Source organism: Spiroplasma endosymbiont of Eupeodes luniger (assembly GCF_964019525.1).
Classification (GTDB): domain Bacteria; phylum Bacillota_I; class Bacilli_A; order Mycoplasmatales; family Nriv7; genus Nriv7.
In genome coordinates, this window is sequence record NZ_OZ026453.1 from 854,664 (window position 1) to 880,855 (window position 26,192).

The 26,192-nt window shown below is 28.9% G+C and carries 28 protein-coding genes and 1 pseudogene; 11 read left to right on the top strand and 18 right to left on the bottom strand.

The annotated features are described in order from the left end of the window. Position 1 precedes the first annotated feature (1 nt). A complete protein-coding gene (locus tag AACK86_RS04960; RefSeq protein ID WP_338981711.1) occupies positions 2-970 on the bottom strand; it encodes a phosphotransacetylase in 969 nt (322 codons plus the stop codon). 91 nt (positions 971-1,061) lie between these two features. On the opposite strand from AACK86_RS04960, the gene AACK86_RS04965 reads away from it, so the two are divergent. Together AACK86_RS04965 and hpt are read left to right on the top strand one after the other, a co-directional pair. After that, positions 1,062-1,661, top strand: coding sequence for a YigZ family protein (locus AACK86_RS04965; protein WP_338981712.1), 600 nt, complete (start codon positions 1,062-1,064; stop codon positions 1,659-1,661). A gap of 68 nt (positions 1,662-1,729) precedes the next feature. Next, positions 1,730-2,290, top strand: a complete 561-nt coding sequence (hpt, locus tag AACK86_RS04970; RefSeq protein ID WP_338981713.1) for a hypoxanthine phosphoribosyltransferase — start codon at positions 1,730-1,732, stop codon at positions 2,288-2,290. Positions 2,291-2,353: 63 nt separating this feature from the next. Here the strand turns inward: hpt and AACK86_RS04975 are convergent, their stop codons facing one another. From AACK86_RS04975 to AACK86_RS05030, 12 genes are all read right to left on the bottom strand, one after another. Then, positions 2,354-2,575 carry a hypothetical protein gene (locus AACK86_RS04975; protein ID WP_338981714.1) on the bottom strand — a complete coding sequence of 74 codons (222 nt, stop codon included), beginning with the start codon at positions 2,573-2,575 and terminating at the stop codon, positions 2,354-2,356. A 17-nt stretch (positions 2,576-2,592) separates the two neighbouring features. After that, positions 2,593-2,910 carry an ATP synthase F1 subunit epsilon gene (atpC, locus tag AACK86_RS04980; RefSeq protein WP_338981715.1) on the bottom strand — a complete coding sequence of 106 codons (318 nt, stop codon included), beginning with the start codon at positions 2,908-2,910 and terminating at the stop codon, positions 2,593-2,595. A gap of 4 nt (positions 2,911-2,914) precedes the next feature. Continuing rightward, on the bottom strand, positions 2,915-4,333 hold the full coding sequence (gene atpD, locus AACK86_RS04985) for a F0F1 ATP synthase subunit beta (protein ID WP_338981716.1): 1,419 nt from the start codon (positions 4,331-4,333) through the stop codon (positions 2,915-2,917). Positions 4,334-4,347: 14 nt separating this feature from the next. After that, complete coding sequence (gene atpG / locus AACK86_RS04990) at positions 4,348-5,184, bottom strand: ATP synthase F1 subunit gamma (RefSeq protein WP_338981717.1); 837 nt, start codon at positions 5,182-5,184, stop codon at positions 4,348-4,350. 5 nt (positions 5,185-5,189) lie between these two features. Beyond that, the gene (gene atpA, locus AACK86_RS04995) at positions 5,190-6,800 is read right to left on the bottom strand and encodes a F0F1 ATP synthase subunit alpha (RefSeq protein WP_338981718.1); all 1,611 of its coding nucleotides are present in this window, start codon (positions 6,798-6,800) and stop codon (positions 5,190-5,192) included. A gap of 14 nt (positions 6,801-6,814) precedes the next feature. Beyond that, positions 6,815-7,339 carry a F0F1 ATP synthase subunit delta gene (locus AACK86_RS05000; protein ID WP_338981719.1) on the bottom strand — a complete coding sequence of 175 codons (525 nt, stop codon included), beginning with the start codon at positions 7,337-7,339 and terminating at the stop codon, positions 6,815-6,817. An 11-nt stretch (positions 7,340-7,350) separates the two neighbouring features. After that, positions 7,351-7,887: a F0F1 ATP synthase subunit B gene (gene atpF, locus AACK86_RS05005; RefSeq protein ID WP_338981720.1), complete on the bottom strand. Its 537-nt coding sequence runs from the start codon at positions 7,885-7,887 to the stop codon at positions 7,351-7,353. A gap of 13 nt (positions 7,888-7,900) precedes the next feature. Then, positions 7,901-8,185, bottom strand: a complete 285-nt coding sequence (gene atpE, locus AACK86_RS05010; protein ID WP_338981721.1) for an ATP synthase F0 subunit C — start codon at positions 8,183-8,185, stop codon at positions 7,901-7,903. Positions 8,186-8,241: 56 nt separating this feature from the next. Next, a complete protein-coding gene (locus tag AACK86_RS05015) occupies positions 8,242-8,988 on the bottom strand; it encodes a F0F1 ATP synthase subunit A (RefSeq protein WP_338981722.1) in 747 nt (248 codons plus the stop codon). Next, positions 8,978-9,391, bottom strand: coding sequence for an MG406 family protein (locus AACK86_RS05020; protein WP_338981723.1), 414 nt, complete (start codon positions 9,389-9,391; stop codon positions 8,978-8,980). The genes AACK86_RS05015 and AACK86_RS05020 overlap by 11 nt, the downstream gene beginning before the upstream one ends. A 9-nt stretch (positions 9,392-9,400) precedes the next feature. Next, positions 9,401-10,027, bottom strand: a complete 627-nt coding sequence (gene upp / locus AACK86_RS05025; RefSeq protein WP_338981724.1) for a uracil phosphoribosyltransferase — start codon at positions 10,025-10,027, stop codon at positions 9,401-9,403. A gap of 77 nt (positions 10,028-10,104) precedes the next feature. Continuing rightward, entirely contained in the window at positions 10,105-10,833 is a 729-nt protein-coding gene (locus AACK86_RS05030) for a class I SAM-dependent methyltransferase (protein ID WP_338981725.1), read from the bottom strand. A gap of 97 nt (positions 10,834-10,930) precedes the next feature. On the opposite strand from AACK86_RS05030, the gene AACK86_RS07915 reads away from it, so the two are divergent. Together AACK86_RS07915 and AACK86_RS07920 are read left to right on the top strand one after the other, a co-directional pair. Next, positions 10,931-11,383 carry a transposase family protein gene (locus tag AACK86_RS07915; RefSeq protein WP_338982632.1) on the top strand — a complete coding sequence of 151 codons (453 nt, stop codon included), beginning with the start codon at positions 10,931-10,933 and terminating at the stop codon, positions 11,381-11,383. Next, positions 11,368-11,760 (top strand): transposase family protein, encoded by a 393-nt coding sequence (locus AACK86_RS07920; RefSeq protein WP_422398306.1) that lies wholly within the window; start codon positions 11,368-11,370, stop codon positions 11,758-11,760. The genes AACK86_RS07915 and AACK86_RS07920 overlap by 16 nt, the downstream gene beginning before the upstream one ends. Before the next feature lie 153 nt (positions 11,761-11,913). Here AACK86_RS07920 and AACK86_RS05040 read toward each other — a convergent pair whose 3' ends face one another. From AACK86_RS05040 to rpiB, 3 genes are all read right to left on the bottom strand, one after another. Beyond that, positions 11,914-12,276 (bottom strand): hypothetical protein, encoded by a 363-nt coding sequence (locus tag AACK86_RS05040; RefSeq protein WP_338981726.1) that lies wholly within the window; start codon positions 12,274-12,276, stop codon positions 11,914-11,916. Between the two features lie 61 nt (positions 12,277-12,337). Further along, a complete protein-coding gene (gene glyA / locus AACK86_RS05045; RefSeq protein WP_338981727.1) occupies positions 12,338-13,687 on the bottom strand; it encodes a serine hydroxymethyltransferase in 1,350 nt (449 codons plus the stop codon). Beyond that, entirely contained in the window at positions 13,680-14,132 is a 453-nt protein-coding gene (gene rpiB, locus AACK86_RS05050; RefSeq protein WP_215826141.1) for a ribose 5-phosphate isomerase B, read from the bottom strand. Before rpiB ends, glyA begins: the two co-directional genes overlap by 8 nt. Positions 14,133-14,333: 201 nt before the next feature. On the opposite strand from rpiB, the gene AACK86_RS05055 reads away from it, so the two are divergent. Then, positions 14,334-14,984: a nitroreductase family protein gene (locus AACK86_RS05055; RefSeq protein ID WP_338981728.1), complete on the top strand. Its 651-nt coding sequence runs from the start codon at positions 14,334-14,336 to the stop codon at positions 14,982-14,984. A gap of 71 nt (positions 14,985-15,055) precedes the next feature. Here the strand turns inward: AACK86_RS05055 and rpoC are convergent, their stop codons facing one another. Together rpoC and AACK86_RS05065 are read right to left on the bottom strand one after the other, a co-directional pair. Then, positions 15,056-18,820 (bottom strand): DNA-directed RNA polymerase subunit beta', encoded by a 3,765-nt coding sequence (gene rpoC / locus AACK86_RS05060; protein WP_338981730.1) that lies wholly within the window; start codon positions 18,818-18,820, stop codon positions 15,056-15,058. A 32-nt stretch (positions 18,821-18,852) separates the two neighbouring features. Beyond that, a pseudogene (locus tag AACK86_RS05065) lies at positions 18,853-22,548 on the bottom strand (DNA-directed RNA polymerase subunit beta); the annotation flags it as partial. Positions 22,549-22,951: 403 nt separating this feature from the next. Between AACK86_RS05065 and AACK86_RS05070 the strand changes: the two are divergent. From AACK86_RS05070 to AACK86_RS05095, 6 genes are all read left to right on the top strand, one after another. Further along, a complete protein-coding gene (locus tag AACK86_RS05070; RefSeq protein ID WP_338966992.1) occupies positions 22,952-23,251 on the top strand; it encodes a hypothetical protein in 300 nt (99 codons plus the stop codon). A gap of 132 nt (positions 23,252-23,383) precedes the next feature. After that, positions 23,384-24,226: a rolling circle replication-associated protein gene (locus tag AACK86_RS05075; RefSeq protein WP_338981732.1), complete on the top strand. Its 843-nt coding sequence runs from the start codon at positions 23,384-23,386 to the stop codon at positions 24,224-24,226. A 73-nt stretch (positions 24,227-24,299) separates the two neighbouring features. Then, on the top strand, positions 24,300-24,512 hold the full coding sequence (locus AACK86_RS05080; RefSeq protein ID WP_215826178.1) for a hypothetical protein: 213 nt from the start codon (positions 24,300-24,302) through the stop codon (positions 24,510-24,512). A gap of 164 nt (positions 24,513-24,676) precedes the next feature. Next, positions 24,677-24,907 (top strand): hypothetical protein, encoded by a 231-nt coding sequence (locus AACK86_RS05085; RefSeq protein WP_338981733.1) that lies wholly within the window; start codon positions 24,677-24,679, stop codon positions 24,905-24,907. A gap of 15 nt (positions 24,908-24,922) precedes the next feature. After that, complete coding sequence (locus tag AACK86_RS05090; protein ID WP_338968818.1) at positions 24,923-25,165, top strand: hypothetical protein; 243 nt, start codon at positions 24,923-24,925, stop codon at positions 25,163-25,165. Positions 25,166-25,196: 31 nt separating this feature from the next. Next, positions 25,197-26,183, top strand: a complete 987-nt coding sequence (locus AACK86_RS05095) for a hypothetical protein (protein ID WP_338981734.1) — start codon at positions 25,197-25,199, stop codon at positions 26,181-26,183. Positions 26,184-26,192: the final 9 nt, after the last annotated feature.

The window sequence follows — 26,192 nt, forward strand, 5'->3', positions numbered from 1 at the left end:
TTTAAGTTGATCTTCAAGCTGTTAAAATCGCTGTCAAATAAATATCTTCCACTGTTGACCCGCGTGATAAATCACTAACAACTTGATTTAAACCTAAAATCATTGGTCCAACAGCATGATATTGCCCTAATCGTTCAGCAATTTTATAACCAATATTACCAGCATCTAAATTAGGAAATACAAAAATATCCGCACTACCTTTCATCTTTGAATGAGGCATTTTTTTCACTCGTACTTCTTCTAACAAAGCACTATCAAACTGCATCTCACCCTCAATTAAAGCATCTAAATTTTCTTTTTGTAATATCTTTGTTGCTTCTTGAACTTTAATAACCGAATCACTAGTAGCACTATTAGCAGTAGAAAAAGATAACATTGCTACTTGTGGCGATGTTATGCCCAATTTGTGAGCTAAATTAATTGCTGATTTTGTAATACTTACTAATTGTTCAGTAGTTGGATCAATATTTAAAGAAATATCAGTAAATACATACCGTTGATTATCTTTAACTAGTAAATTAGCACTTGATGCAATTGCTACATCATTTTTTGTTTTAATAATTTGTAATGCCGGAACTAAAATATTTTTTGTTGCATACTCAATTCCCCCTAACAAACAATCAGCATTATTATTCTTTAATTGCATTGTTGCAAAATAGTTAGTTTCTTGAACTAATTCTTGAGCTTTTTCTAAAGTAATTTTATTTTTACGCATTGTAAACAACTGTTCGGCTAATTCATCAGTTAAACTTTCATCAATCGCAATCGTTTTAATACCTGCTCCTAACAAACTTTTAGGAATATCTATCTTATTTTCAAAACATAAAATTGGTTCAATATAATTATCACTTTTTAATTTGAGTGCTACTTCTTGAATTTTTGAATTGGTACCCTCAGGAAAAATTAACCGGCGTTTATTATCCAATGATTGTAATTCGATTTTCGCTTTTTCTAAAAATTCTTGTAACATCTCTTAGTCTCCTCTATATGTATTTTCCACTATTAATGCTATCATAACACTAAACAAAATAAAAATTAAAACGAAATAACGGTGAAAAACAATGAAAGTTATTGATGATGCTCTTCACAAAATTGAATATACAATTAAAAATTCGCGTTTTATTTGTCTTATTAAATATGTTACCACCGAAAAAGACGCCCAACAATTCATTAATCAATATTTAGACCCTAAAGCGACACACAATTGTTATTGCTATATTACCAATAATAATGAAAACCAAAAATATAATGACGATAAAGAACCAATCAGAACCGCAGGATTTGCAATGCTTACTTATTTACAAAAACAAAATATTACCAATATCGTTGTTTTAAACATTCGCTATTTTGGAAAAATCCTTTTAGGAAAATCACGATTAATTCACGCCTATAAATTTGGATTACAAAAATTATTTTTAAACCTTAAACTATATACCCTAGAAATAATTTATGAATATACAATTTCTTTCCCATACGAACACCAAAAACTAATTAATAAAATTATTAAAGAACATCAAGGCAATATTATTAAACAATTATATAGTGAACTAATTATGATTACTTTTACTAGTAATAAAAATACTTGACAGCATCTATTATCTAACAATACAAAATTTACTAAACAAACAATTATTCAAAAAAGAAAATTAAAAAATGATTAAAAAAACTACTAAAATAAACAAAAAAACGGTAAAATATTAGCATACCTAAAAAAATAAGGAGCTTATTAATGGAAAAACATCCTGCGGTCAAAGAAATTTTATTTACCCATCAACAAATTATTGAACGAACTAAAGCGTTAGCATTAGAAATTAGTAAATACTATCAAGCTAACGACTCAACAATTATTCTTTTAGGAATTCTTAAAGGATGTATTCCCTTTTTAGCTGAATTTATTAGTCACTTAACAATTGAATGTGAAATTGACTTTATGGCGATTGCTTCTTTCCACGGTGGAACCGAAGCTAGTAGCACACCACAAATTATAATGGACATTAACCAAGATATTACTAATCGTGATATTTTAATTATTGAAGATATCATTGAAAGTGGTGCCAGTTTACTAACCATCAAAGAATATTTATTTCTAAAAGGAGCTAAAACGGTAAAAATGGTAACATTACTAGACAAAACTAAAGGAAGAAAGGCAGAACTTAACGCTGATTGAACCGGTTTTAAAGCCCCCCAAGAATTTCTTATTGGTTATGGTCTTGATTATCAAGAAAAACTCCGTAATTTACCTTATGTTGCCATTGCTGATATGGAAAAAATAGCCCTCCTAGAAAAATAAATAATAATGTCTCTAAACAAAAATACCTAACATTGTATAATGTTAGGTATTTTAATTAAATTATTACTTTATTCACAATTCAATCCCTAAAAAAGCAATAAACAAACTACCTACCAAATATGTTAACGCCAAGGTAACAAGAAAATAAAATAGCAACGCCTCACGAGGTTTTTTAGAATTCAAAATGCTATTTCATAATATAGCACTAGTTCCCAAACTAGAAAACAAAAAAGCAATTAAATAAATCGCAATTTTAATTAAATGAATTGATAACGCCGTATCCACAAATAAACTCCCTTCTACTAAAAATTAGTCATCTTAGTATGCCGATCTTTTGCTAACTGTAATAAATGATCTTTCGCTTTATCATCATATTCAATATAATCAGTTAAAATTTTAACTTCTTTCTTTGTTGAATATAATATTCCCGAAGAAATAAGTAACTTATAAGTTTTTTTATGTTGTTTAACAAACATTTGTGCTATTTCTAAATTAGCAACAATAGGAATATGTTGTTCTAAAATTCCAATATAACCTTCAGTAGTTTTAACAGTTACAATTTCAACATCATCATCAAAGAAAATTTCTAATGGTGTTATAATTTTTAGTTTTATCGACATTATTTTAGCCCTCTGCTAATTCTTTAGCCTTAGCAATCGCCTCTTCAATGCTACCAACAAACAAAAAAGCTTGTTGTGGTAATTTATCGTGTTTACCAGCTAATATTTCTTTAAAACCTTGAATCGTTTTTGCTATTGGAACATAACTACCTTTCATTCCCGTAAATTTTTCAGCAACCGAAAATGACTGGGATAAAAAATTCCGAATCTTTCTCGCACGATTAACAAGCAATTTATCTTCATCTGATAATTCTTCCATTCCCAAAATTGCAATAATATCTTGTAATTCTTTAAATCTTTGTAAAATTTGTTGCACTTTTCTAGAAACTTGATAATGTTCTTGACCAACAACTTCTGGATCTAATAATCGCGAAGAAGAACTTAAAGGGTCAATCGCTGGATAAATCCCTAAAGCCGCAATACTACGATCTAATACCGTTCTAGCATCTAAATGACTAAAAGTAGTTGCAGGCGCCGGATCGGTTAAATCATCAGCGGGAACATAAATTGCTTGTACTGATGTAATTGAGCCTTTCTTTGTTGAAGTAATTCTTTCTTGTAAAGCTCCCATTTCTGTTGCTAAAGTTGGCTGATAGCCTACTGCTGAAGGCATTCTTCCTAATAAAGCCGAAACTTCACTTCCAGCCTGCGTAAAACGAAAAATATTATCAATAAACAATAACACATCTTGATTTTGCTCATCACGAAAATACTCAGCCATTGTTAATCCTGTTAATGCCACTCGCATTCTTGCACCCGGAGGTTCATTCATTTGCCCAAAAACTAATGCCGTTTTATTAATAACATTAGCTTCAATCATTTCATAATATAAATCATTCCCTTCACGAGTTCGTTCACCAACACCAGCAAAAACAGAAATTCCACCATGTTCTTTAGCAATGTTATTAATTAATTCTTGCACCAAAACCGTTTTACCAACACCCGCTCCACCAAAAAGACCAATCTTACCACCACGAGCATATGGAACTAACAAATCAATCACTTTTATTCCCGTCTCTAAAATTTCTGCTGTTGTGCTTTGCTCTTCATAACTCGGAGCAATACGATGAATCGGCATTCTTCGGGTTCCTTTGGGAATTATTGAGCCATCTAATGGTTCACCTAAAACATTAAAAATTCTTCCTAAAGTTTCTTTTCCTACGGGAACCATTATTGCTTTTCCTGTATCAATCGCTTTTAAACCTCTAGTTAATCCTTCTGTTGGTCCCATTGAAATTGTTCTCACAATATCATCGCCTAATGCTTGCATTACTTCAACAACTAACTTTTCACCATTATTATCAATTTCCACAGCATTATACAAATTAGGTAAATTGTTATGCGAAAAACGAATATCAATAACTGGTCCTAAAATTTGAATAACTTTACCTTCATTATGCTTTTGTTTTTCAACTTTTTTCATAATTGTCTCCTTTCCTAATTTGTACTATCAGCCGCAGCAATAATTTCCGCAATCTCTTGCGTTATTTTAGCTTGACGAGAACGATTATATTGCAATGTTAAATTATCTTTCAACTCATTAGCATTATTAGTAGCATTTTCCATTGCTAACCTTCTTGATGCTTGTTCCGATACTTGTGATTCACTAATGGCACTATAAATAATAGTATTTAAATATAATAAAATTGTTGTTTCTAATACGGTTTGGGCATCCGGCTCAAACTCAAATAATGAATTTTGCTGAGGATTAATTTTAGCAATCGGTAACAATTGCAATGTCGTTGGTTGAAACAAAATATTATTAATAAATTTTGTATAAACTAATTTAATCCGTTCAATTTTTTTATTATTAAACATACTTAAAACTTGAAAGCCAATTTCTTGTGCTTGATGATATTCAAAATTTAAATCTAAATTAGAATAACTACTAATGACATTATAACCACGATTTTGATAATAACTAACCCCTTTCGCACCAATTACAATTAATAAATCACTTTTTTTAATTTCTGGAATGACTAATTTATGAATATTATAGTTATAACCAGCACAAAGACCAATATTAGAATTAATAATAATTCATACTGTTCGGAAATGAGAACTATCATCTTTTTGTAAATATATAGAATCATTCGTATTGCTAATAATATGATGAAAAACATCATACATTTCTTCACTATAAGGTCTAATTTCTTGAATTCTTTTACTAGCTTTTTTCAATTTTGCTGTTGCTACTAATTGCAAAGCACGAGAAATTTTACCAATCGTATTAATTACTTGAATACGATTTTTAATCCGAAAATCTTGTGGCATAACTATTAATGACGACCTTTTTTAACTTTAATTTTACCTTGAATCAATAGCAATTCTCATTGCTCTTTTGTTCCATAACTCGTAATTTCATATTTATCAATTTTACTAACTAAATGATAAATTACTTTAATAATTTCCGTATCAACTTTACTTTTTAACTCTTTAGAAAAGGCTTTAACTTTTTTTAATTCTTTATATATCTTATGAGCTTCTTTATTATTTTTAAAATAATTAATAATATTTTCTTTAAACAATAAAATCTTATCTAAAGGAACCCATTGAATTCTTCGTAAATTAATTGCTAATAATAAAATTGCTTGATTAGTTTGTGATAATGGACTATATTGTGTTTGTTTTAAAATATCAATTGCTCGTTGTCCATGTTCTAAAACTCTTTTTGTCATCTCATCTAAATCCGAACCAAATTGGGCAAAAGCTTGTAATTCATTATATTGTGCTAATTCTAACTTTAATGTTCCCGCAACCTGCTTAATGGCCTTAATTTGCGCAGCACTACCAACTCGCGAAACTGAAAGTCCAAGATCAACAGCGGGACGAATCCCCGCATTAAATAATTGACTAGTTAAAAAAATTTGACCATCCGTAATAGAAATAACATTTGTCGGAATATAAGCTGAAATATCACCCGCTTGCGTTTCAATAATTGGTAACGCTGTAATTGAACCATTACCATTATCTTTATTTAATCTTGCTGCTCGTTCTAATAATCGTGAATGCAAGTAAAAAACATCACCAGGATATGCTTCTCGTCCTGGTGGCCTTCGTAATAGCAAGGCCATTGTCCGATATGCAACGGCATGCTTACTTAAATCATCATAAACAATTAAAACATCTTTCCCTTGTTCCATTCACTCCTCAGCAATAGTAACACCCGTATACGGTGCTAAATATTGCAATGGTGCTAATTCACTGGCCCCAGCAGCAACAATTGTCGTATAACTCATTGCTCCCGTTTGTTTTAATCGTTCCACAATTTGGGCAACAGTAGAAGATTTTTGACCAATGGCAACATAAACACAATTAACATCTTTCCCTTTTTGATTCAAAATCGTATCAATCGCAATAGCGGTTTTACCAGTTTGGCGATCACCAATAATTAATTCTCGTTGTCCTTTACCAATAGGAATCATCGCATCAATTGCTAAAATACCTGTTTGTAATGATTCATCAACTGATTGTCGCGTCATAACCCCCGGAGCAATTCTTTCAACAGGGCGTTTCTTTTTACTTTTAATCGCTCCTTTACCATCAATCGGTTGTCCTAAGGCATTAACAACTCTTCCTAGCAACTCATCACCAACAACAGTTTCAACAACTTGTTTCGTGCGCTTAACAGCATCGCCTTCCTTAATATAAGTATCATCACCCATTAAAACAACACCGACAGAATCTTCTTCTAAGTTTAAAACCATTCCATAAACATCATTATCAAAAAGTAATAATTCACCTAGCATTGCCTTATCTAATCCATGAAGCACAGCAATTCCATCACCGACACTAATAACATTACCTTCTTCACTTAATTCAATTTTTTTACCATAATGTTTAATTTGATTTTTAATTACATCAGCAATTTCATTTACCTTAAATGACATCTATATCACCTGCCTTACTTATTTTCAATATTTCGTTTCATTGCTAATAATCGCCCTTTTATTGAACCATCAAAAATTTGATCTTGAACTTTTACTTTTATACCCGCAATTAAACTAAGATCAATTTTATTAACTAATTCCACTTTTTGTTGTAAAATTTTTGCAATTTTTTTCTCAATTTTATGAATAACTTCTTGTTGTAATTTTATTGTTGAAAAAACAATTCCATAAAAAACATTCGCTCTTTCATTGCACAGATTACGAAATACTTTAAGAATTAATATTACTTGCCGAAAATTATTGCGATCAATTAATAATTTAAAAAAATTAACAAAAATATCATTAGCTTTATCTTTAAAAATTTTATCAATAATCTTTTTTTGTTTTTGTTTTTCTAAATTATGTGTTGACAAAATATCAATAATTCGTGGATACTCAAAAAACAATTTAATTAAATGAATTGATTGCCTTAACATAATATCAAGTTTTTTTTCTTCTTGTCCTAGCTTTAGTAGTGCTAATGCTCAATTTTGAATCATTAAACTAACTCCTAATCTAATTGTTTAATAAAATCATCAATCAAAACTTCATTTTGTTCACTATCAATCTCTTTTTCCAAAATATTTTGTGCCATATTAAAAGCAACATCAATAATCTCTTGACGAATGTTTTCTTCCGCTTTAATCCGCTCTTTTAAAATATCTCTTTGCGACTGTTCATCAATTAATTTCGCCTCAATGCTCGCTTGATTAATAATTTCTTGTCTTTGCGTTAAAGCTTCCACTTTAGCATCATCAATAATTTGTTGTGATTGCATTTTGGAATCCTTTAATAACGAATTAGCTTCTGTTTCATACTTTGTTGCTTGTGTTTGTTTCCTAATTGCATCATCAATTAAATCTTTAATAATATTTCTTCGCTTTCGCATTAATTGTTTAAAAGGTTTATAAAGAAAAAAACCTAAAACAACCAATAAAACAACAGTTGCCAAAATATGAGCAATGAACACTCATACATTAGGAAATAATTGATTAATAATATTTTCTTGTTCAATTTTATAAAAAATTGCTAAATAATTTAACAACATCTAATCTTATTCCTTACGCAACAAATATTAAAATTAAAGCAATAACAAGACTATAAATAGCACCAGTTTCTGCAATGGCACAACCAATAATTAACATTGTTCTAATCTTACCATTAGCTTCTGGATTTCTTCCTACTGCCTCAGCAGCTTTACCAGCAGCATAACCTTGACCAATCCCAGCACCAAAACAACCTAAAACAGCAATCCCTGCTCCAATAAATTTGCCTCATGAAGCATCACCACTAGCCAAAATTGCTCCAACAGTATTAATACTATTTATTATTTCCACACTCATCATCTATTTATCCTCCTTCTAGATATTATATTAAATATTTTGTGAAATAAATGAAACAATTATCCATCAGCTTCACGCGTATTAATAGCACCTTCTTTACTAACCGGTTTTTCATCACCAATTTCTAATTTTCAATAAACTAATGTTAAAATTGAAAAAATAACCGCTTGAATAATACCAAAAAAGATATCAAAGTAAAAATGAAAAAATGGTGCTAAAAATCCTGCTAAAAAATTCACTTGACCAATAATTGGGACTTGTCGGGAAATTAAATCACTAAATTGATACAACAACGCCATAATAATACTGCCACCTAAAATATTTCCAAAAAGTCGAAATGAAATGGAAACTAATGGCACAAATTGCGTTAACAATTCTAATGGATTTAAATATCGTTTAAAAAAAGCTAATCTTTGAAATTTAATGCCAAAAATATAAATCCCCACAAATGTTACTAATCCCATCGCAAATGTTGTTGTATATGATGTCATCTGCGATTCAAACCCAACAATTGATAACAAATTACCAACAATAATATATGACAACAAATATAAAAAATATAATGTTAATCATTTAAAACTTGGTCCTAAAATACTAATAACTAAATTTTCAACACTTTTAACACAAAGTTCCACAATTAATACTAATCCTCGTGGTTCATCTTTAGGATCAAGTTTTTTTACTTTAAAAAAGTATATTAAAGTAATCATAATAATTATTAAAGTTGTTAAAATAATCGTTGTTATTTGCGGAACAAGTTTTCACGGATCTCACAATTCAAAACTTGCATACATCTTAAGATTCATACTTCAAGTTCCTCTTTTCTATCAAAGCATTATACATATTAACAATTAAAGTTGCAAGAAAAGCAAGTATTAAACCAAAAATACTACTAAAAATATTAAAATATTCATTAAATAGCATAATAATCAAAATAGGAATTAAATATAATAATACTCGCAATAAAAAAAGTAGCTTTATTCCTAATTTATTAATTGATTGACCGCTTTGGATCGTATACGAAGTTAAAAAAATTAATAACAAATAATTTAATAAACTAAAAATACTTGTTGTAACAAAACCAGTAATCAAATTTCAAGACAAATAATTAATTATAGTAAAAATTGTTGTTACTAATAGTCCAATAAAAATTAACAACCCAAAAACAATCATTATTTGTTTTTCATATTTCCAATTAATATTTTTCATTATAACTATCTACTGTGTATCAAAATAGCGATCTCCCGCATCACCAAGACCCGGAACAATATAATCATTTTTATTAAGCTTCTCATCAACTGCTGCTGTATAAATATTAATATCAGGATGAGCTTTTTCCAGTTTTGCAATTCCTTCTGGGGCAGCTAATAAACAAATAAACTTTATATTATGTGATACTTTCCATTGTTTAACAATATCAATTGCAGCTATTGCCGTGCCACCCGTTGCTAACATTGGATCTAAAATTACTGTATAACTATTTTTCACATTATTAGGTTTTTTTTCTAAATACTTCTTAGGTTGCAAAGACTTTTCATCACGATAAATACCAATATGACCAATTTTAGCATTAGGAACCAATCCTAAGATTCCATCAACCATTCCTAAACCCGCCCTTAAAACCGGAACAAGAATAATATCTTGAGCAATTTTTTTACCAGTAGTCGCCACCATTGGTGTTTCAATTGAAATTTCTTGTAAATTTAAATCCTGAAAAACTTCATAAGCCATTAATCGCGTAATTTCATTAACATTTTCTTTAAAAATCTTACTATTGGTATCTTTTTTTCGTAACCTTGTTAACTTATCATCAATTAAAGGATGTTTAATAATAAATAGTGCCATATTGTTTTACTCCTATTAAGAATTATACTACTTTCTTATATTTTTAGTAATAAAAAATAATAATGATTACAAAAAAATTACTTACTAACAGAAATTATTAACATCATTGGTCTTCGCAATTCATCTTGCATTAAAGGAACAGTTTTTAATAATTCATCATTAGGCTGTGGTTCAATAACACTTATTATTTTAAAACCACATTCAATTAAAGTATTAATATAAGTAGTAAGTGTCCGATGATATTTCAAAACTTCCACTTCCAAGAAATTAGTTTTTCGGATATCCTCATCAAAATAATTATCAATTGGTCAATGTAACCGCTTAGCGTTATTATCAACACATCATTGTTGATTGGAATTAGCAGTAAATATCGGATGCTCAACAGAAAAAACAAAAGCACCACCATTTGCTAAACATTCATAAACCTTAGCACAAATATTACTAAAAGACGCAATATAATGAAATGTTAACGAACTAATAACAACATCAAATGAATTTGCAAGAAAACTAATATTTTCAATTGGCATTTGCAAATATTGAATTTCACTTGCCGTCATTTCTCTTGCTATATTTAGCATTTTTTCTGAGATATCAATTTCTACTACTGATGATACCCCTTGCTCAACAGCATATTGACAATGTCAACCAAACCCACATCCTAAATCTAAAACGCGTTTATTATTTAAATTTGGTAACAACTTTTGAAATATATGTCACTCACCAGCTGCTTTCAAACCATCAATACTTCTTGCCATTTTTTTATATTTATCAAAAAAAATTGGATCATCATATTTATTTTGTTTCATTAGTTTTCTACTCCTAATTAATTTTTCAATAGACTTCTTGCGATACCTTTTTTATTAAAATATTCTTATAAAATATAATTTATGAGGATATCAAAATATGAACAATAATAAATTTAATACTCTTAATGATAAAGAATGGTTAAGATTAACAGGAATAAAAAAATCCACTTTTAATAAAATGTTAGATATTTTACAAGTAGCTGAAATAGAAAAATTTAAAAAAGGTGGTAAAACTAATAAATTATCACTAGAAAATAGATTATTGATGACTTTATCATATTGACGAGAATATCAGACTTATTTTCATCTTGGTAAAAATTTCGGAATTAGTGAAGCTAATTGTTATCGCAATATCAAGTGAATTGAAGATATTTTAATTAAAAACTCTGATTTTCAACAACTTGCTGGTAAAAAAGCACTAATAAATGATTATTTTAATGATAAAACTATTATTATTGATGCTACCGAAACTCCAATCCAACGCCCAAAAAAAGACAAAAACAATCTTATTCTGGTAAAAAGAAAAAACACACCATTAAAACACAAGTAATTATCGAACAAGAAACCAGAAAAATTATTGCAACAAGTTTTTCACTTGGGAAAAAACATGATTATGCTTTATTTAAAGAATCAAAAATCCCAATTTTAAAAAATACCAAATTAATAGTTGATAGTGGTTATCAAGGAATACAAAAAATTCACAATAATGTTCTAATACCTACAAAGAAAACAAAGAAAAACCATTTAAATAAAGCACAAAAACAACATAATAGACTAGTTTCAAAAATGAGAATTATTATTGAAAATATTTTTGCTATTCTTAAAAAATTTAAAATTATGACAGAAAAATATCGTAATCGTAGAAAAAGATTTGGTTTAAGATTTAATTTAATTGCCTCAATTTATAATTTGCAATTATTAATTTAACATAAAAGATTTATTTAAAATTAAAGAATTTAAATAATAAATTCATTTTTTGTTGTGGCAAAATATTAATTTTTTAGATAAAAGACATAATTAATTAAAATTATATTTTTCTATTACTGTCTTTTTACAAATATTTGTAATTTTTTTAATAGGTTATGCAAGAAGTCTATTATGTACTTTATTAGGTTCATTTTTTGTTGTTTTAACTCATAATGAAGTTGGCCACTGTAAATCTATTGCCGGAACAATTTTTTGATTATTAAAAGTTCATAACTTAATATATGAACTTTTACCAAAAGAAATTAGCGGGTAATCATTACTAAATTCAAGTAGTGATTGTGAATAATTATGCCAATTTTGCAATACAAAACTTTCTTCAATTTGTAAATAGCCATTATTACTTTTACTCCGATTAGTAACTCGTCAACTAAAATCAGTATTAATTGCTTGCAAAGATTGGTTTAACATCATAATGCTAGCAACACTAGAAACACTTAACAGAGTTGTTGAATACAATAGTAAAAATTCCCTAAAAATACATACCACCTCTTAAATTACTAAATATTATAAATTAAAATTATAATTGGTAATTTTCATATATTGGAAAATCTTTTAATAAAATACCAATTTGGTGTTTATGCTTAGCAATATTCTCTTCAGTATTACCATTTTCTTTAAGAACACTAATAATTATATTTGCTAATTGTTCAAATTCCTTTTCTTTTCAACCCCTAGTGGTCATCGCTGCTGTTCCAATCCGAATGCCACTAGTAGTCATTGGTTTTTCTTTATCAAATGGAATCATATTTTTATTACAAATAACATCAATTTGATGCAAAATATTTTCACATTCCTGCCCCGTACGATTAAATGATGTTTTTACATCAATAATCATTAAATGATTATCAGTACCACCACTAATCAATTTAACATCATGTTTTCTAAACATATTTTCTAAAACTTTACAATTAGCCATAATTTGCTGTTGATATGCTTTAAATTCTGGTGTTGCCGCTTCATAAAATGCTTGTGCTTTAGCAGCAATAATATGTTCTAAAGGACCCCCTTGTTGACCTGGGAATACTGCCCGATCAATTGCTTTTGCTAATTCTTTTTTACATAAAATTGCACCGCTTCTTGGACCGCGTAATGTTTTATGTGTTGTTGTTGTTACAATATCTGCTACTACTACAGGATTTGGATGTAATCCAGCAGCAATTAAACCAGCAATATGAGCCATATCAACCATTAACAATGCTCCAACTTCATCAGCAATTTCACGAAACTTAGTAAAATCAATTGTTCTTGAATATGCACTGGCTCCCGCAACAATTAATTTTGGTTTAAGTTCTAATGTTTGTTGTCTAATTGCTTCATAATCTAATTGTTGACTCTTTTCATCAACACCATAACCATGAAATTGATAAACAATTCCTGAGAAATTCAATTTATGTCCATGGGTTAAATGACCCCCTGCATCTAAACTCATTGCCAAAACAATATCATTCGGCTTTAAAATCGCTTGATATGCAGCAGCATTAGCTTGACTACCAGAATGCGGTTGCACATTAGCATGCTCAGCATTAAATAAAGTCTTTAATCTTTCAATCGCTAAATTTTCACTTTTATCAACAAATTCACAACCACCATAATATCTTCTTCCCGGATATCCTTCAGCATATTTATTAGTTAATATTGAACCTGCTAATCTTAATACAGGAAGCGAAACATAATTTTCCGAAGCAATTAATTCCACATGGCGTTGTTGTCTAATAAGTTCTTCTTTAACAACTGCTTTTAGTTCGGGATCAATATCATTTGTTTTGCGATTAATATTTTGTATTTCTGAATCAATATCAGTTATTAATGAATCAATATCCTTTCCTTCTAAACTAATATCATTTATTTGCGTATCATCTTTAAACATCTTTAATATCTCCTAATTCAATTTTTTCAACTCGTTGTTGATGACGGTTTGAAAATTTAGTATTTAAAAATTCTTCTAAAATTCAAATCGCTTTTTGAGGCGCAATAATTCTTCCTCCTAAAACTAAAATATTAGCATCATTATGTTCGCGAGCTAAGGCAGCTAACTTTGTTTCATAACATAATGCCGCTCTAATTTTCGGCATGCGATTAGCACTAATACTTATTCCAATACCTGTGCCACAAATTAAAATTCCATACTTAGCATTACCATTTCCTACTTCTTTACCAACCAATTTGGCATAATCAGGATAATCCACTTGTTCTTCTTCACTATTAGTTCCTAAATCAATAACCTCATATTCATTATTTTTTAAATATTCAATAAGAGCAGTTTTTAATACATATCCAGCGTGATCACATCCAATAGCAATTTTATCTTTCATATTTATAATTCCCTCCTTCCAATATCCTTTTATTTAATTATATAGTATGAAAGAAAGAAATTAATTATTTTGAACAAATATTAATTTATTTTAAAAGTAACAACAACTTCATTAATTTTATTATTAGTTAAATTTTAACTTTATTTATCTCTTCCTAAAAAAATGTTTTATAATTATAACTACAAGAAAGTAGGTAAACTTATGAATAAATTTGATATCCTAAAAGAAATTCTCTTAGCGCGTCATTCTTGACGAGAATATGATCCCCAAAAAATTAATGAACAAGATATTAATGAAATCTTAGAAGCAGCCCGCCATTCACCATCAGCATTCGGATCAGAACCATGACATCTTATTGTTGTTAGTAATAACAAAGTAAAGCAAGAATTACATCCTTTAATATGAAAACAAAAACAAGTCCTTAATGCTTCACATCTATTTTTAATTTTAACTAATAAAAAAAATGCCTTTACAAAAAATAGTGCCTTTCTTCGTTTAAGATATCAAACGCGTTATCAGAATTCTGATGAAAAATTTGAACAATTACAAAATAACTTAATAAATTATTTAAAAAAATATATTAATGACCCAGAAGAATGAGCTAAACGACAAGCATATATTTTATTAGAAAACATTATTCTTTGTGCTTTTGCTAAAGGCATTGGTACTAGTCCAATGGAAGCGTTTGATGGTGCTGACATCATTAATTATTTAGAAACAAATAAATATATCGCTCCCAACGAATACAATGTTGCCGTTGTTCTCGCTGCTGGATATTTACCTAAAAATAAAGAATTATCAATAAAACCACAATCCTTAACTTACGAACAATTAGTTACTAAAATTGAATAAAACAAAAACGCCATTATCTTTACAATAATGGCGTTTCTTTTATATTTAAAAAATATCTAATAATTTAAATTTTAATATTCCTCTTCATAAGCATTTTTTCCTCTAGCAATGATATCTTCGGAATCTAATAATCCTGTTCCCGCAGGAATTAAATTACCTAAAATAACATTTTCTTTTAATCCTTCTAAAGTATCAATTTTACCTTTAATAATTGCTTTTGTTAATACGCGTGTAGTATCTTGAAATGATGCTGCCGATAAGAAAGAATTCGATTCCAATGGTACTTTTTTAATACCAAACATAATTGGAAATCCATAAGGCGGACGACGATCTTCTGATAATAACTTACCAACAATATCTTTAAATTCTTTAATCGTAACTGTTTCCCCAACTAATAAATCACTATCGCCACCATCAATAATTTGAATTTTATTTAACATTTGTTTAATAATAATTTCAATATATTTATCAGAAATTTCAATTCCTTGCAAACGATACACTTTTTGAACTTCTTTTAAAATATATTCTTGAACTTCTTTAATCCCAGCAATTTCTAATAAATGTTTAACATTAATTGCCCCTTCAGTTAATTTTTGACCAGCTTTAACTAGAGAACCAACTTTAACACGAATATTGGAGTTATAAGGAGTTTTATATTTTCTTTCATTATGTTCAGATACAACAGTAATAATATTAATACCATTTTCTTCATTTATTTCTTGAATGGTACCATCAATCTCAGAAATAATGGCAACTGCTCCCTTAGGAATCGTATTATCTAATAACTCTTTAATTCTTGGTAACCCCTGAGTAATATCTAAACCACCAGCAACCCCACCTGTATGGAAAGTACGCATTGTTAATTGTGTCCCTGGTTCACCAATTGATTGAGCTGCGACAATCCCAACAGTTTCACCAATATCAACAATTGCACCCGTTGCTAAATTAAGTCCATAACATTTTTTACATACTCCTTTAGAAGCATCACAAGTTAAAACGGAACGAATTTCAAATTCCGTAATATTATTTTTGGCAATTTTATTATTAATATCTTCAGTAATTAAAGTATTAGCAGGAACAATTTCCTTACCATTTTTGTTAATTATCGCTGATTTTGTAAATCTTCCAAAAGCACGATCTTGTAAGGGCACAATAATAATATAATTTTTAGTATCAACAATATCTTTAATTAAGAATCCTTTTTCTGTTTGACAATCTTCTATCACAATAATAATTTCTTGAGCAACATCTACTAATCTTCTTGTTAAATAACCAGAATCAGCTGTTTTTAAAGCCATATCAGCCATTCCTTTTCTCGCTCCATGCGTAGTTATATAGAACTCAAGAACCGTTATTCCTTGTATAAAAGAAGAACGAATCGGCAATTCAATAACTTCTCCCTTAGGATTATTCATTAATCCTCGCATCCCTACTAACTGTGTAAAGTTAGAAAGATTACTCCGCGCACCCGAATCAGTCATAATCGTAATCGGATTATTAATATCTTGCTTTAACACTATTTCTAACTTCTTTTGAATTAAATCTTTAACATCCGATCATTTTTCAACAATTAATTTATGTTTTTCGCGTTCAGTTATCATTCCTAAACGATAAAATTCTTGAACTTCAGCAATATATTTATCAGCTTCAATAAAGTATTCTTTTTTACCTTCATATGCTTGCATATCTTGTGCCGAAATCGTAATACCAGAAATTGTTGAAAATTTAAATCCTAAATTTTTCATATTATCCAACATTTCAGCAGTTTTTTGCGTTCCATATTTCTTAAAAAACTTAGTAATAATATTTGATAAACTACTTTTCTTAAATGGAGAAATTGCTTCTCGTGATGCAATAAATTTTCGGATATCTTCAGTAATTAAAATAATATGACGGCCATCTAAATAATCAAGATTTTCTGCTGTTGGTTCATTAAAATAAGGAAAATCAACAGGAAAAATTTTATTAAAAATTAATTTTCCAACCGTTGTTATTAATACCTTATTTTTACTATCATTAACCTTAATCTTATCATCCATAGCATTAACCGGAATAGCAATTATCGCATGTAAATGTAGTTGTTTATTATCATAAGCTAAAACAGCATCATCAAAATTCCGATAAATATTTCCTTCACCAATTTTACCTTTACTTTCAAAAGTTAAATAGTAATTTCCTAAAACCATATCCTGAGTTGGCGTTACAATTGGTTTTCCATCTTTCGGTCCTAAAATATTTTTTGAACCTAACATTAAATATCGCGCTTCAGCAACAGCTTCTGGTGTTATCGGCACATGAACTGCCATTTGGTCACCATCAAAATCAGCATTAAATGCTGGTGTTACTAATGGATGCAAACGAATTGCTTTCCCTTTTACTAACTTCGGTTCAAAAGCTTGAATTCCTAAACGATGCAGTGTTGGTGCCCGATTTAATAATACTGGCCGTTCTTTAATAACTACTTCTAAAAAATCTCATACGCGTTCATCGCGTTGATCAATCATCTTTTCTGCCATCTTATAAGTTAAATTACTATTACTTTCTTTAGCATCTCTTAATAATTCAGCAATAATAAATGGTTTAAAAAGAACAATTGCCATATCGCGTGGTAAACCACACTGATACATTTTTAATTCTGGACCAACAGCAATAACACTTCTCCCAGAATAATCAACTCGTTTTCCTAACAAGTTTTGACGAAAACGCCCTTGTTTTCCTTTTAAAATTGCTGTTAATGATTTTAACGGTCGCTTATCTCTTCCGGTTACAGGACGCGCTTTACGATCATTATCAATTAAGGCATCAACGGCTTCTTGTAACATCCTTTTTTCATTATTAATAATAATTGAAGGAGCTCCCATTTGTTTAACGCGTTTTAATCGTTCATTTCTAATAATAATCTTACGATATAAATCATTCAATTCTGATGCTGTAAATCTGCCCCCATCTAATTGAATAATTGGTCTAATATCTGGTGGTAACACTGGAATAGCATGTAAAATCATTCACTCAGGCTTATTTCCTGAACGCAAAAAATCATTTAAAGTTTTTAAAGAACGCATTAATTTTAATTTATCCGTTTGCGATTTTTTACCTTGAATTTTTCTTTTAATTTTCTTAATTTCTTCTTTTAAATCTAAATTTTTAAGTAAATGTTCAATTGCCTCAGCACCAATACCAAATTTAGCATTAGTATATTTATTAATAAATTGAGCACATTCATCCATTGAAAAAGGAATATTAGTAGTTTTTAAATCTTCAATCATTCCTTGTGCTCTTTCAAAAGCAAATGATTCCACAGTTAAATCTTTTTTAATATTTTCTAAAGTTTTAATTAATCGTTCACGAGTTTCTTGTGAAGTTTTAGCATTACCCAAATCTAAAACCATTTTATCCCTTAAATTTTTAGCATCACCAGCATCTAAAACAATATAAGAAACAAAATAAATCACTTCCTCTAAATCCTTAGTACGCATATTTAATGCCAAAGCAATTTGGGAAGGTGATGCTTTTAACATTCAAATGTGTGATACGGGATCTTCTAATTCAATATGTCCCATTCTTTTTCTTCTAACAATTGATTCTGTTAATTGTACCCCACAGCGTTCACAGATTTTACCACGATTATTTTCTTTTTTATATTTTCCACATTCACATTCATAGTTTTTAATCGGCCCAAAAATTCGCTGATCAAAAAGACCATCCTTTTCTGGTTTTAATGATTTATAATTAATAGTTTCTGGTTTTGTTACTTCACCGTACGACCAAGAACGAATATCTTCTGAAGAAGCTAAACTAATTTTAATTTCTTTAAAGTTTTTGTGATCATTAAACATTTATCATTTATTCCTCTCTAGAATTTACTTTCTTCATCTTCTTCATAATTTAACATCTTATGTTCTTTACCATCTTTAGTTTTTAAAACAACATTGATTGATAAACCTTGTAATTCTTTAATTAAAACATTAAATGACTCAGGAATTCCTGACAATGGCAATTTTTCACTTTTAGCAATTTTAGTATATAACTTCGTTCTTCCAATAATATCATCAGATTTAATTGTTAATATTTCTCTTAAAGTATGAGCAGCCCCATAAGCTTCCAAAGCTCATACTTCCATTTCCCCAAATCTTTGGCCACCATTTTGTGCTTTTCCACCTAATGGTTGTTGAGTGATTAAAGAATATGGCCCAACATTACGAGCATGAATTTTATCTTCCACCATATGTGATAGTTTTAACATATACATTACACCAACAGATATTTTATTACCAAATGTTTCACCTGTTTGACCATCAATTAAAGTTTCTTTTCCAAAATTATCCATCTTGGCTTCTGTCATAATGGCAATTAATTCTTTATTACTTACGCCTTCAAAAACTGGGGTAGCTACTTTTAACCCTAACTTTTTAGCAGCCATTCCCAAATGTAATTCTAGTACTTGACCAATATTCATTCGCGAAGGAACTCCTAAAGGGTTTAACATAATATCTATTGGCGTACCATCAACAAGATGAGGCATATCTTCAATTGGTAAAACTTTAGAAATAACACCCTTATTACCGTGTCTTCCCGCCATTTTATCACCTTCTTGAATTTTTCGTTTTTGAACAACATAGATTTTAACAATTTCTAATACCGAAACTGGTAAATCATGTCCATCTTTACGAGAAAATCTTTTCACAGCTTGAATAATTCCCGCACCGCCATTCGGAACAATTAAAGAATTATCTTTAACATTACGAGATTTTTCACCAAAAATAGCTTGCAATAATTTATCTTCTGCTGACAATTGGGTTTGTCCTTTAGGAGTTACTTTCCCAACAAGAATGTCGCCTTCTTTAACTTCCGCACCAACCATTACAATCCCATCAATATCTAAATAACGACGCATACTATCTGGAATATTGGGAATTTCACGAGTTATTTCTTCTTCACCTTGTTTTGTTTGTCGGCGTTCAATAGTATATTCTTCAATATGAATTGATGTAAAAACATCATCATATACTAAGCGTTCACTAATAATAATCGCATCTTCATAGTTATAACCATTTCAAGTTGTAAATGCCACCATAACATTTTGACCTAACGCTAATTCACCTTTTTCCATTGAAGCACCATCAGCTAAAATTTGACCTTTGCTAACAGTATCACCTGGTTTTATCAATGGTGAATGAATTAAAGCCGTACCACTATTACTACGATCAAAACTATTTAATTCATACACTTTAACTCGGTCTTTATGTTTAACAGTAATTTTTTTACTATCAACATAATCAACAATTCCATCATCTAAAGAAATAATTGCTAATCCTGAATCTCTAGCAGCAGCATACTCCACACCCGTACCTACTAACGGTGATTGTGCTTTAATTAAAGGGATTGCTTGGCGTTGCATATTAGCACCCATCAAAGCACGGTTAGCATCATCATTTTCTAAAAAAGGAATACAAGATGTCGCAATGGAAACAATTTGTCGTGGTGAAACATCAATATAATCAACTTCATTGCTAGTAGCAATAATATTTTCACCATTAAAACGAGCAGCAACTTGCTTTTCAATAATCTTTCCTTGATCATCAATTGCAATATTTGCTTGACTAATAACATAATTTTTTTCTTGATCTGCCGTTAAATAATGACTAATTTCAGATACAATAGCATTATTTACTTTCCGATATGGCGTTTCAATAAAACCATATTTATTAATATGAGCATAAGTTGATAAATTATTAATTAAACCAATATTTGGTCCTTCAGGAGTTTCAATCGGACAAATTCTGCCATAATGCGAGTAATGCACATCACGAACTTCTAAACCAGCTCGTTCACGAGATAATCCCCCCGGACCTAAAGCAGTAATTCTTCTTTTATTAGTTAATTCTGATAACGGATTAGTTTGATCCATAAACTGTGATAACTGTGATAAGTTAAAAAACTCACCAATAACAGCTGTTAACGGTTTATTATTAATAATATTTGATGGCTTAATAACAGAACTATCAGCAGTTGACATCTTTTCTTTAACATTTTTTTCAATTCTTGCCATTCCAATCCGAAATTGATTTTGTAATAACTCACCAACTGTTCGCACACGACGATTACCTAAATGATCAATATCATCAATATTTCCCAAACCTTTAGTAATATTTAATAAATATGAAAAAGAAGCAATAATATCTGGAATCGTAATATGTTCTATTTTATTACTTGGATCAACACCTAAAATTGCAATACTATCATCAGGATTAATCATTTCATTATTAGCATAAACTAAAACTCTTTGAATTTTATTATGACTTTTAATATACGGATGAAAATTAATTTCTTGCAACATTGCCCCAGCATTTAAAATTGTATGCAACAATTCTAAATCTTTTTTAGTAATTAAATATCCCTTTTTAAAAACAACATTACCTTTAACATCTTTAATATCTTCAGCCAAAATCCGATTTAATAACCGATCAACAATTGATAGCTTTTGAATCAATTTAAATCGGCCAGCTTTAGTTAAATCATATTTTCTTTTATCAAATAATAATCCAAAAAAAAACTTACTAGCACCATCAACAGTTGCTGTTTCTCCTGATCGAATTTTTTTATAAATTTCTTGAACCGCAAATTCTCAACTGTCTTTTTCTAAACCACTAATATAATCACTTTCATAAGTATCAAATAATAACTGATCATCATTATACAATGCTAATAAATCATCTTTTTTTAAACCTAATGCTGTAAACAAAACAGTAGCATTAGTTTTTCGTGACTTATCAATTTTTACTTGAAAAATATGTTTATATAAATTATTTTGTTTAGTTTTAACCTTTTTAATATGACTTTCAAACTCTAATCATGTGCCCCGCGAAGGGATAATATCATTAAAATAAATAATTTTTCCTGTTTTCGGATCAATATTCTTTTTGTAATAACTTCCTGGTGACCTTACTAATTGAGAAACAACAACCTTTTCACTACCATTAATAATGAAAGTTCCTTTATCGGTCATTAACGGAAAATCACCTAAAAAAACTTCACCTGCTCTTCAAAGGGTATAATCAACTAACATTTCTTCTTCATCTTGCTTTTTAATAATAATTTCAATAGCAATTTTATCTTCAACATTAATATCTTCAAAATAAAAAACATTATCATCTTGTTTTGATAATACTGGATTTTTAAAACCAAATTCTTCTCTTACTCATAATAACATTGCTTGATCTGGCGTTTTAGCAATTTGACTATTAATTCTTTCATCATCTTTAATAACAGTTAATTGCAATTTAGCATAAATTGGTACTTCATAAATCTTTGATTCTTCTTGTACTTGTTTTAAGCTACGTCGTGGTTTTTTTACTTCTCAACTTAACAATGATAATGTTGTCTTCCCCTCAGGGTCAGTTATTGGAAATATTTCATCAAAAACCTCCTGAATGCCATCTTTCATAAATCATTGATAATTATCAGTTTGTACTTCAATCAAATTGGGTAATTCTAATTTCCCTGAAACCTTGGAATAATCTCTTCTTTGAACATAATCTCCAAAATGTTTCATCTTAAATGCCATTAACAAATCCCCCTTGTTTTTCATAACTAAAACTATATAATTTTATACTAATTATACTCTTAAATCAATACATACTTTTGATAATGATGTAGAAACCATATACATATGACAAGATTTTGTTTTCTACAAACTTTTAGGGGGTGTTTTCTTTTGGCAGTAATATTTTGTATTGAATGCGACAACGAAAGTTATGTTGTTGGTAATAAAAATACAGTTGGAATCTGTAATTCTTGCGATGAAAAGGGTTTTTAAATTTTGAAAGGAACGATAGATTATAAAATATGTCGCTGGTGTTTACATCTATTTAGTGATAAACGATATTTGCATGTTGCTTGTGAGAAAAAATTTATTAATCATATTAAAAAAATTTTAAAAAATAAAAGTAAAAGGAATTTAAAAAATAATGTTTAAAGTTAAATTAGTTAGTATAAAAAGAAAAATATTTAAAAATAAAGATGGCTCTATGATGTCAGGTTATTCTGCCGAATTTTTGCGTTATGAAAATGACTTATTTGAGCCTACCGGCGAACAAAAGGCTTTATGAATTGATGATAACAATCTAGAACAACAAGAAATTTATAAACTGTTAAAAGAAAATGTTAAATCATTTTTTAGTTGCGAATTAACTTTTGAAAAAACCCCCAAAATAGTTAACTTGCAAAAAATTGAATTATCAAAAAATCAAAAAAACTTGTCCAGTTAATTGATAATCACTTCGGTCTGCGAAGCGGTGCGGAAGGCGTATGCCCCGCCCGCTAGCGGGTTAGTCGGCGAAGCCGACTATTACTTGATTAAATAACACAACTGGCGAAAAACTAAAATGGGAGCATAAAATATGAATTTACAACCTCAAAATCCGACTGATTTTTATATGAAAACCATTTATTACGGTCAATATATTCGTAATGTTGTTATACCCTTAGAACGCATCAAAGCAAATACTCGTAATGCTAGCGGTTTAAAAAATAAGGGTAATTGTGATACAAAACTGCTTAATAGCAATATTCGTGCAAAATCTAATGTTATTCGGAAGGCATATCATAATTTTTGAGACTGCAAAAAACTTACATTCTTAACTCTTACTTATGCTGATGTTAATGAATTTGATATTAAAAAATGTAAGCGTGATTTAAATAAGTTTTTTAAAAAATTAAAATATTGATTTAAAGTTAAAAATAAAAATATTAAATACTTGTATACCTATGAATATCAAAAACGAGGTGTTATTCATTTTCATATTTTAATCACCGAAAAAATACCTTATAAAGTTATTTTACAATTTTGACCTTATGGAATTAATAAAAATATTAGAGTTCGTGAAAACACTAATGAAATGGTCGTAAAATATTGCTCTAAATATATAACTAAAAATGTCCTGAACGAAAAGTCATTAAACCAGTATGACTTAAATATCAAGGCTTATCAATTCTCATATAACTGTCAAAATCCTATTACTAGAAAACAAGTATTTACCGATACTTTGAATAATATTGTTAATCGAACTGTAAATTCTGAATTTGTAAAATACTTAAAATCAACAGTTAATAACTTTAAAACCAAAATGTGCGGAGCAATCTATGAATTTAAAAATATTAATTATATAGACTTTGAAAGTGCAAATTATGCTTCATTAGAAAGTTTAAGATTTAGAAATCAACTAAGAAAAATGAAACATTAGGAGTTAAAAAATAAAAGAAAAATTGCAATTTAAAATAAGAATTAAAAATTAGAAAATTAAGGAGAAAAGAAAAATGAGTATATTTGGGCTAGTGTTCTTTACGATTTTAACATTATTACTAGCATACTATATTGCGGTTAATATTTATCGGTTTTTTAAAGATAAAAAGAAATATGGTAGCGAAGCAAAACAGTTGCCAAAAGATTTTACTTATGCACAACGAATATTTATTGCAAAATTTAAGCGAAATTTATTAGAACAAGATGAAAAAGAAATTAAAAAGTAGGTTTAGAAAATGTTTAAAAAAATAATTATTGAGTTAATTGAATTAATTTATCCATCTGCCGATTTACCACCCCAAGTTGTATTTTTGTTTTCAATTTTAATAATTGTAATGCTGTTCTCGGCCATTATTTTTCTACTCTTTTGACCTTTTAAGGGGTAATTATTATGTTTTTAGTTGCTTGAAAAGATTTAGATTGAGAAATGACAAAATTGTATTTTTGAGATTTATTTATTCAAATTAAAATTATTCCAGCGTGAGTTTCTGGTAAAGAAATTGATTTAACTAAAGAACTACTTTGACTTTTAATAGCGAATATTGCCTTTTGAATGGTATTAGTATTCATTATCTTATTTATGGTTATTTTATTTTATAAGGTTAAATCATATTTTGTTTAGAAAGGGGGTGATTATATGATTAGAACTTTCTTAACAGAAGTGGTTACGCCAGTAGCTGTTACTGGTGAACAAGCGGTTACTAACTTATGAAAAGCATTAATTAAAGCGTTCGGTAATATTTGAACTGACATTATTGGTGGTAATATGCCAAATGTCGTTAATTTCTTTGCTACATATTGAGTTTTCTTGCTTGGGGTGATTATTGGTTTATTTTTAATCGCTTTCAAAATGTTTGAAAAATTAATGCCCGGCAGATAATAATAAAAATAAAGAAAGTGTGATTTAAGTGATGCTATTGTTTAAAAAAATAAATTTAAGATTATATGATTTTGTTGCTTTAAATCGCACTTTATTTATTATTACGTGATTCTATGGTGCGATTTTGCATTATTATAATCCTCAGAGTTGACGAATGCTATTTGATATTATTTATTTATTAATTGCTTTGTATATTTTATATACTAAAATTTCTCATTTCTTTGCTCGTCGTAGTTTTATTAATTTCTTATTAAATTCACCCTTAAATTTAGTCATTGGTGCTTTAGGGACGGGAAAAACCGCTTTAATGGTTTTAGCTTCTTACTTATTAAGTGGTTGAAAAACGATTTCTACTTTTCCGATTGCGGATAAACAAATGCTTTCATTAGGGCATATGTCTTTATTAGATTATAATTATCCAATTTTAGATGAAAAACATTTACTGTTATGAGATGAAACTAACTTATTTTTAGAAGGAACTGATTATAAAGAAAATGATAGAGTAACCCAAGGTTTACAAGAATATTTCGCTTCGGCTCGACAATTTACCCATATCGTATTAGCAAGCGGACAACGAGCCGAACATATATGAGTTAAAGTTCGTGATATTGCGAATTCAATAATTGTTGGCATTAGAAAAAAACCCGTTAGTATCTTTCGACCCTATTTACAAGTTATTTATGGCACTTTTAAATCGGTAAGCGAATACGAGCAATGACGATTAACGCTAATTAATGCTAAAAATGATAAAAAAGGTCGCAAAATTAAGTATCGCAGCATTCCGGAATTAGATATTTATTTCTTTAAATTGAAAATCCCAATGTCAATCTTAAATCTTTACGATAATAAATATTTATCATTCTTGCGTGAATTAAGTAATCGTGCTTTGAATGATAATTATCAACATAAATTTTGAAATGATAATGTAATGGATATTGAAGCATTAGAATATTTAAAAATGGAAAAATTTAGCAAGATACTTACTAAGTTAAAAAATAATTTGAATAAAAAAAAATAAGTAAAGGAG